Annotated in this window: 9 protein-coding genes and 1 pseudogene; all 10 read right to left on the bottom strand. The window is 59.7% G+C overall.

What is annotated here, in order from left to right:
- Window positions 1-319: 319 nt before the first annotated feature.
- The gene (locus D6877_RS28205) at window positions 320-985 is read right to left on the bottom strand and encodes a hypothetical protein (protein ID WP_130912804.1); all 666 of its coding nucleotides are present in this window, start codon (window positions 983-985) and stop codon (window positions 320-322) included.
- Between the two features lie 114 nt (window positions 986-1099).
- Window positions 1100-2239 carry a flagellar biosynthesis protein FlhB gene (gene flhB / locus D6877_RS28200; protein WP_130912803.1) on the bottom strand — a complete coding sequence of 380 codons (1140 nt, stop codon included), beginning with the start codon at window positions 2237-2239 and terminating at the stop codon, window positions 1100-1102.
- 3 nt (window positions 2240-2242) lie between these two features.
- Window positions 2243-3028: a flagellar biosynthetic protein FliR gene (gene fliR / locus D6877_RS28195; protein WP_073472764.1), complete on the bottom strand. Its 786-nt coding sequence runs from the start codon at window positions 3026-3028 to the stop codon at window positions 2243-2245.
- 3 nt (window positions 3029-3031) lie between these two features.
- Window positions 3032-3301, bottom strand: a complete 270-nt coding sequence (gene fliQ / locus D6877_RS28190; RefSeq protein WP_016771067.1) for a flagellar biosynthesis protein FliQ — start codon at window positions 3299-3301, stop codon at window positions 3032-3034.
- Window positions 3298-4056 (bottom strand): flagellar type III secretion system pore protein FliP, encoded by a 759-nt coding sequence (gene fliP / locus D6877_RS28185; protein ID WP_016771068.1) that lies wholly within the window; start codon window positions 4054-4056, stop codon window positions 3298-3300. Before fliP ends, fliQ begins: the two co-directional genes overlap by 4 nt.
- Entirely contained in the window at window positions 4056-4508 is a 453-nt protein-coding gene (gene fliO, locus D6877_RS28180) for a flagellar biosynthetic protein FliO (RefSeq protein WP_130912802.1), read from the bottom strand. Before fliO ends, fliP begins: the two co-directional genes overlap by 1 nt.
- Window positions 4509-4970 carry a flagellar motor switch protein FliN gene (gene fliN / locus D6877_RS28175; RefSeq protein ID WP_162999812.1) on the bottom strand — a complete coding sequence of 154 codons (462 nt, stop codon included), beginning with the start codon at window positions 4968-4970 and terminating at the stop codon, window positions 4509-4511. It lies immediately after the preceding gene.
- Window positions 4971-5022: 52 nt separating this feature from the next.
- Entirely contained in the window at window positions 5023-5991 is a 969-nt protein-coding gene (fliM, locus tag D6877_RS28170) for a flagellar motor switch protein FliM (RefSeq protein WP_003222890.1), read from the bottom strand.
- Between the two features lie 9 nt (window positions 5992-6000).
- On the bottom strand, window positions 6001-6504 hold the full coding sequence (fliL, locus tag D6877_RS28165) for a flagellar basal body-associated protein FliL (RefSeq protein WP_039761187.1): 504 nt from the start codon (window positions 6502-6504) through the stop codon (window positions 6001-6003).
- Between the two features lie 335 nt (window positions 6505-6839).
- Window positions 6840-7090: pseudogene (locus D6877_RS28160) on the bottom strand (flagellar hook-length control protein FliK); the annotation flags it as partial.

Below are 7090 nucleotides of genomic sequence, written 5' to 3'. Positions count from 1 at the left end.
ACGAAGACCTGCTGGCCAACGCCTGCGAAACCCTCGCCTCCGCCAAAACCATCGCCCAGGAATTCGCCGGACTAGTCAAACCATCCCAGCGCCGAACGCTGATGGGCATCGCGCAGCTGATCATGCTTGGGGAATTGGCGGTGAATCGGGTGCTGGATAATCTGGAATTGCCGCAGTAGCACGGCGCAATGATCGTTCCCACGCTCCCGCGTGTGAATGCCTCAACGGACGCTCTGCGTTCGGCTTTGGAAGCGAAGCGGAGCTTACCGGGCTGCATTCCTTTGTTGCGCCGTGGGAAAGATCATCAGTGGGCGAGCTACTAAGCAGTCAGTATCTGCTTGGCCGTGATTTCGCCGAAAGCCAGCTGATTGCGATCGACATACTTCACGCCTCGAAATACCGATTGGCCTTCAACCTCGACGAAATCCTCGTGCATGTACATGAGCACGACTTTGGTCGTTGGCGCTGTGATTTTCGGAATGGCCAAGTCAGCCTGCAACAGGTTCAGCGCCCAATGAAATTGCATTAAGGGTAAATCATTGATCGTGATCAGGCGGCTGTCGTGCAGTAATCGGAAGTCCCGGCTTGCAGTGATACGCAACTTTTGCCCGACGATCTGAAACGCAGGCTTGCTATAGCGCACCTCCAGATCAGCATTCGAGGCCCATTGACCCATGTAATAACGTGGCGATGTGAACAGCGCGAACAAGGCCATTTTGTGTCCGACATTGCCCGCGCTATCGAACAGATAGTTGTAGGAGTAGTGGTAAGCCAATCCGTCCAGTTCAGGCCTGATGGCATTGACCGGGTTGTTCAGATAATCGGGGATATAAACGTTGGCCATCTGCACGAAGTGAGTAAAGTCGAGATCGAGGTCAAAGCTCACCGTGTACCGTATGGATCGTTCTTTGGGGTTTTGCTCCAACTGTCCTGAAACGTAGTCCAGTGTCATTCCTTCGAGTTTTTTATAGATTCGCTCTGCCATGATCTCTATCTCTGCGCTCAGGGATTATTCCCAAGTGCATAGCAACGCGGTTGGATAGCGGCGTCTACTGTCAGAGTTGACAGGTTGAGAGACTTTCCAGACGAGCGGTAAACATCAGGAATCCCGACGCAAATCCGGTGGAATCGGCAGATCATCCTTCAGCGGATCCGGCCGCTTGCCCTTGCCCGCCTGGTGTTGGCGGATCTGGTAGACGTAAGCCAACACCTGCGCCACTGCCAGATACAGCCCGCCAGGAATTTCCTGCTCAAGCTCAGTTGAGTAATAGATCGAGCGCGCCAACGCAGGCGACTCGAGCAGCATGACGTTATTGGCCACGGCGATTTCGCGGATTTTCAAGGCGATGAAGTCGCTGCCCTTGGCCAGAAGCACCGGGGCGCCGCCCTTTTCCGAGTCGTACTTGAGCGCGACGGCGTAATGGGTCGGGTTGGTGATGACCACGTCGGCTTCGGGGATCGCCGACATCATGCGGCGCTGGGACATTTCGCGCTGGGTCTGGCGGATGCGTTGCTTGACCTCTGGGCGGCCTTCCTGGTCCTTGTGTTCGTCGCGCACTTCCTGCTTGGTCATCAGCAGTTTCTTGTGCGCTTCCCAGAGCTGCACCGGCACGTCGACGGCGGCGATGATGATCAGGCCGCAGGCCAGCCACAGGGTGCTCCAGCCCACCAGCAACACGCTGTGGATGATTGCCATGTCCAGCGGCTCGTGGGCGATGCGCAAAAAGTCATCGACGTCGGCAGACAACACCACCAGGGCCACGCCCAGGGTAATCAGAAACTTCGCCAGTGCCTTGAGCAGTTCGACCACAGCCTTGAACGAGAACATGCGCTTGAGGCCGGCGGCCGGGTTCATTCGGCTGAACTTGGGTGCCAGGGAGCTTGCGGCGAACAGCCAGCCACCGAGGGAGATCGGCCCGATCACGGCGGCGAGCAACAGGGTGATCATCACTGGCTGAATCGCCAGCAAGGCAATCAGGCCCGACTCCAGCAAGAACCGGCCCATGGCGCCCTGGTCCATGACCACTTCGCGCGACAGGGTGAAGTTCAAGCGCATCACGTCCATCAGTTCTTGCGCGAGCATGCCGCCGAAAATCAGCAGCGCAGAGGCACCGGCCATCATCACGGCGAGGGTGTTGAGTTCTTTGGAGCGGGCAATCTCACCCTTTTCACGGGAATCCTTTTTGCGTTTCTCCGTGGGGTCTTCTGTTTTGTCCTGACCGCTCTCGCTCTCTGCCATGACTCAGCGCGCCCGTGCCAGTTCGCGTAGCAACTGCAGGGCCTCGCTGGCCAGCGGTTGATACTGGTTGAGAATGTCCGCCAGGCCCACCCAGACGATGAACAGGCCGAGCACCAGGGTCAGCGGAAAACCGATCGAGAAGATGTTCAGTTGCGGCGCGGCGCGGGTCATCACGCCGAAAGCGATGTTGACCACCAGCAGTGCGGTGACGGCCGGCAATACCAGCAACAGCGCGGCGCCGAGCACCCAGCCGAGTTTGCCGGCCAACTCCCAGTAATGCGCAACCATCAAACCACCGCCAACCGGCAGCGTGGTGAAACTTTCAGTGAGGACTTCGAACACCACCAGGTGGCCGTTCATTGACAGGAACAGCAGCGTCACCAGCATGGTGAAGAACTGCCCGATCACCGCCACCGAAACGCCGTTGGTTGGGTCGATCATTGAGGCGAAGCCCATGCCCATCTGCACCGCGACAATCTGCCCGGCGACGGCGAAGGCCTGGAAGAACAGTTGCAGGGAAAAGCCCAGTACGGCGCCGACCAGAATCTGCTCGCCGATCAGCAGCAGGCCGCTGAGATCCAGCGGGCTGACGGCGGGCATCGGCGGCAGAGCCGGGGTGATGACCACGGTGATCGCCACGGCGAAATACAGGCGCACGCGGCGCGGGATAAGGGTGGTGCCGAACACCGGCATGACCATCAGCATCGACGCCACGCGAAACAGCGGCAACATGAACGACGCCACCCAAGTGCTGATCTGGGTGTCGGTCAGCTGAAGCAGCGATTGCATGGCTTAGCCGATGACCATCGGAATGTTTTTGTACAGCTGGATGATGTATTCCATGAACGTCTGCACGATCCACGGACCGCCGATGATCAGGGTCACCAGCATCACCAGCAGACGCGGCAGGAAGCTCAGGGTCTGTTCGTTGATCTGCGTGGCGGCCTGGAACATCGACACCAGCAGGCCGACCAAAAGGCTCGGCACCACCAGGATGGCGACCATCATGGTGGTCAGCCACAGGGCTTCACGAAAGATATCGACCGCGACTTCCGGCGTCATGGCGAAACACCTCCAAAACTACTGGCCAGAGTACCGATGATCAGCGCCCAGCCATCGACCAGCACGAACAGCATGATCTTGAACGGCAGCGAGATGATCAGCGGCGAGAGCATCATCATACCCATGGCCATCAGCACGCTCGCGACAACGAGGTCGATGATCAGGAACGGGATGAAGATCATGAAGCCGATCTGGAAGGCGGTTTTAAGCTCGGAGGTGACGAATGCCGGTACCAGAATGGTCAGCGGCGCTTGATCAGGGCTGGCAATGTCGGTGCGCTTGGACAGGCGCATGAACAGCTCCAGATCGCTGGTGCGGGTCTGCGCGAGCATGAAGTCCTTGATCGGCACCTGAGCCTTTTCCACCGCTTGCTGGGCGGTGAGGGTTTCCGCCAGATACGGTTGCAGCGCGTCGTTGTTCACCCGGTCGAATACCGGCGCCATGATGAACAGCGTCAGGAACAGCGCCATGCCGGTGAGGATCTGGTTCGACGGCGTCTGTTGCAGGCCGAGGGCCTGACGCAGGATCGAGAAGACAATGATGATCCGCGTGAAACTGGTCATCAGAATGACCGCCGCCGGAATAAAGCTCAGCGCGGTCATGATCAGCAGGATCTGCAGACTGACCGAATATTCCTGCGCGCCGTCGGCATTGGTGCCCAGCGTGATCGCCGGGATCGACAACGGATCGGCGGCGAACGCCAGCGGCGCGGCCAGCAACAGGACCAGCGTCAAGACGATGCGGAGCGCACCCATTACTTCGTATCCTTTTGGTCCTTGCCGAGAATTTTCAGCAGATGCTGAGCAAATTCCGGCGTCGCTTTTTCACTGGCGCTGGGGACTTCGACCGGTTCTTTGAGCACATGCAGCGCGGTGATCGTGCCGGGGCTGAGGCCGAGCAGAATCTGCTCGTTACCGACCTGCACCAGCATCAAGCGGTCACGCGGGCCGAGCGCGCGTGAGCCGATCAATTCGATCACCTGGCCCTTGCCCGCCGGCCCCGCCTGTTGCACGCGGCGCAGCAGCCAGGCGAGGAAGAAGATCAAGCCCAGCACCAGCAGCAAACCGAACACCAGTTGCGTCAACTGACCGGCCACGCCGCTGTTGACCATTGGCGCGGTGGCGGCAGGCGCAGCAGTGGTTGCGCCCGGCTCGACGGCCAGTACGCTCAACGGCAATGCCAGCAGAGTCCAGAGTAACCTTTTCACTCAGCGCAGCTTCTTGATGCGTTCGCTTGGGCTGATCACGTCGGTCAGGCGGATGCCGAACTTCTCGTTGACCACCACTACTTCGCCGTGGGCGATCAGGGTGCCGTTGACCAGCACGTCGAGCGGCTCACCGGCCAGACGATCGAGCTCGATTACCGAACCCTGGTTGAGCTGCAGCAGGTTGCGGATGTTGATGTCGGTGCTGCCGACTTCCATCGAGATCGACACCGGAATATCGAGGATCACGTCCAGGTTCGGACCGTCGAGGGTCACCGGATCGTTGTTCTTCGGCACGCTGCCGAACTCTTCCATCGGCAGACGGTTGGAGCTGGAAGTGCCGGCGTCGGCGGCCAGCAGCGCATCGATGTCAGCCTGGCCGGCATCACCGGTTTCTTCCAGGGCAGCAGCCCATTCATCGGCCAGTGCCTGGTCGTCTTGCGCGTTCATATCGTCGTTCATCATGTGTCCTCGGCGGGCAACAATTCAGTTAAATACGGGGGTGAAAAGCGCCGTCTCAGCGACGCTCGATCGGCTCGATCACCTGCAACGCGAGGTTGCCTTTGTGCGAGCCCATCTTGACCTTGAAGGCCGGCACGCCGTTGGCGCGCATGATCATGTCTTCCGGCATCTCGACCGGGATCACATCGCCCGGTTGCATGTGCAGGATGTCGCGCAGCTTCAACTGGCGGCGGGCCACGGTGGCACCGATCGGCACGTCGACATCGAGCACGTCCTGGCGCAAGGCGTTGACCCAGCGCTCGTCCTGATCGTCGAGGTCGGACTGGAAACCGGCGTCGAGCATTTCGCGCACCGGCTCGATCATCGAGTACGGCATGGTCACGTGCAGATCGCCGCCACCGCCATCGAGTTCGATGTGGAAAGTGGAAACCACAATCGCTTCGCTCGGGCCGACGATGTTGGCCATGGCCGGGTTCACTTCCGAGTTGATGTACTCGAAATTGACTTCCATGATCGCCTGCCAGGCTTCTTTCAGATCGACGAAAGCCTGCTCGAGCACCATGCGCACTACGCGCAGTTCGGTCGGGGTGAATTCACGCCCTTCGATCTTGGCGTGACGGCCGTCGCCGCCGAAGAAGTTGTCCACCAGTTTGAACACCAGTTTGGCGTCGAGGATGAACAGCGCGGTGCCGCGCAGCGGTTTGATCTTGACCAGGTTGAGGCTGGTCGGCACGTACAGCGAGTGCACGTATTCGCCGAACTTCATCACCTGCACGCCACCGACAGCCACGTCCGCCGAGCGGCGCAGCATGTTGAACATGCTGATGCGGGTGTAGCGGGCGAAACGCTCGTTGATCATTTCCAGCGTCGGCATGCGTCCACGAACGATGCGATCCTGGCTGGTCAGGTCGTAGCTTTTGACACTGCCGGGTTCGGCAGCATTATCGGTCTGTACCAGACCATCATCGACGCCATGCAAGAGCGCATCGATTTCATCCTGGGACAGCAGATCCTGCACGGCCATGTCGTGTTCCTACTGCAGTACGAAATTAGTGAAAAGCAACTGTTCGATGACCACTTTGCCCAGTTCTTTCTGCGCCACTTCCTGGACGCTGGCGGTGGCCTTCTGGCGCAACATCTCCTGGCCGACCGGGGTGGCCAGTGTGGCGAAATCCTGACCGGAGAAGAGCATCACCAGGTTGTTGCGGATAACCGGCATGTGCACTTTGAGCGCGTCCAGATCGGCCTGATTACGCGCCAGCATGGTGATGCTCACCTGCATGTAGCGCTGACGGCCGTTCTGGTTGTAGTTGGCAACGAAGGCGGGCGCCATCGGCTCGAAAATCGCCGCTTGCTTGCCGGCCGGCGCTGCTTCAGCAGCCTCGGCAGGCTTGCTCTGCGCGCCGTGCATGAAGAACCAGGTCGCCCCGACGGATGCACCAATGGCCACCAGCAACGCCAGCACGATCACGATGATCAGCTTGAGTTTGCCTTTGGTTGCGGGGTCTTTTACTGCTGCAGCTTCGCTCTTCGCCATGCCAATAATCCGTCACTAATCGGGGGTTTCACAGTCGCACGGCAAGGCAAGAGCAAGTGTTATGCCAGAAGTGTCGGAGTCGAGAACGACGCTAAAGTCAAAAGCACCCTCACCCCAGCCCTCTCCCGGAGGGAGAGGGGGCCGACCGAGGTGTAATGGGCTGGACATCGACCTGCACAACCGAGGTGATTGCAAGTTCAGGGCGAGAATCAACAGGTCGCCGAATGTCGAACGGATTCAGCGATGCTCGTTCAGGTCGGCGTAGTTCTTCAAGATTCCACAATCGGTCCCCTCTCCCTCTGGGAGAGGGCTAGGGTGAGGGGCTCTTGATTTGCTCAGGCGTAATAGTCGACCGCGCTGGTGCCGATGACGCTGGTGGTCTGCGCCGCCACTTCAGCGACAGTAGCCGGTGCCAATTCCTCATCCGCCGAATCCAGGCGGCCACCCGCAGCGCTGGTCCGGCCACTGTGGCCCTGCTGCGCCTGCTCCTGGCCTTGCTGACCCTGCCAGCCACGGTTCTGGTCGGCCACATTGACGTCGACCTGGCCCATGCCCTGCTGGTTGAACATGTCGCGCAGGCGGTGCA

Origin of the sequence: Pseudomonas sp. Sample_9, from assembly GCF_004307535.1 — a bacterium.
GTDB classification, from domain to species: Bacteria; Pseudomonadota; Gammaproteobacteria; order Pseudomonadales; family Pseudomonadaceae; genus Aquipseudomonas; species Aquipseudomonas mercuritolerans.
The sequence above is the reverse complement of the archived record's forward strand: the minus strand, read 5'-3'. Positions and strand labels throughout refer to the sequence as shown.

Coding starts and splice junctions, on each gene's coding strand:
- fliL (WP_039761187.1), bottom strand. CDS start 6,504: ATGGCGAAGAGCGAAGCTGCAGCAGTAAAAGACCCCGCAACCAAAGGC.
- fliP (WP_016771068.1), bottom strand. CDS start 4,056: ATGGGTGCGCTCCGCATCGTCTTGACGCTGGTCCTGTTGCTGGCCGCG.
- fliM (WP_003222890.1), bottom strand. CDS start 5,991: ATGGCCGTGCAGGATCTGCTGTCCCAGGATGAAATCGATGCGCTCTTG.
- fliR (WP_073472764.1), bottom strand. CDS start 3,028: ATGCAATCGCTGCTTCAGCTGACCGACACCCAGATCAGCACTTGGGTG.
- flhB (WP_130912803.1), bottom strand. CDS start 2,239: ATGGCAGAGAGCGAGAGCGGTCAGGACAAAACAGAAGACCCCACGGAG.
- fliN (WP_162999812.1), bottom strand. CDS start 4,970: ATGATGAACGACGATATGAACGCGCAAGACGACCAGGCACTGGCCGAT.
- D6877_RS28205 (WP_130912804.1), bottom strand. CDS start 985: ATGGCAGAGCGAATCTATAAAAAACTCGAAGGAATGACACTGGACTAC.
- fliQ (WP_016771067.1), bottom strand. CDS start 3,301: ATGACGCCGGAAGTCGCGGTCGATATCTTTCGTGAAGCCCTGTGGCTG.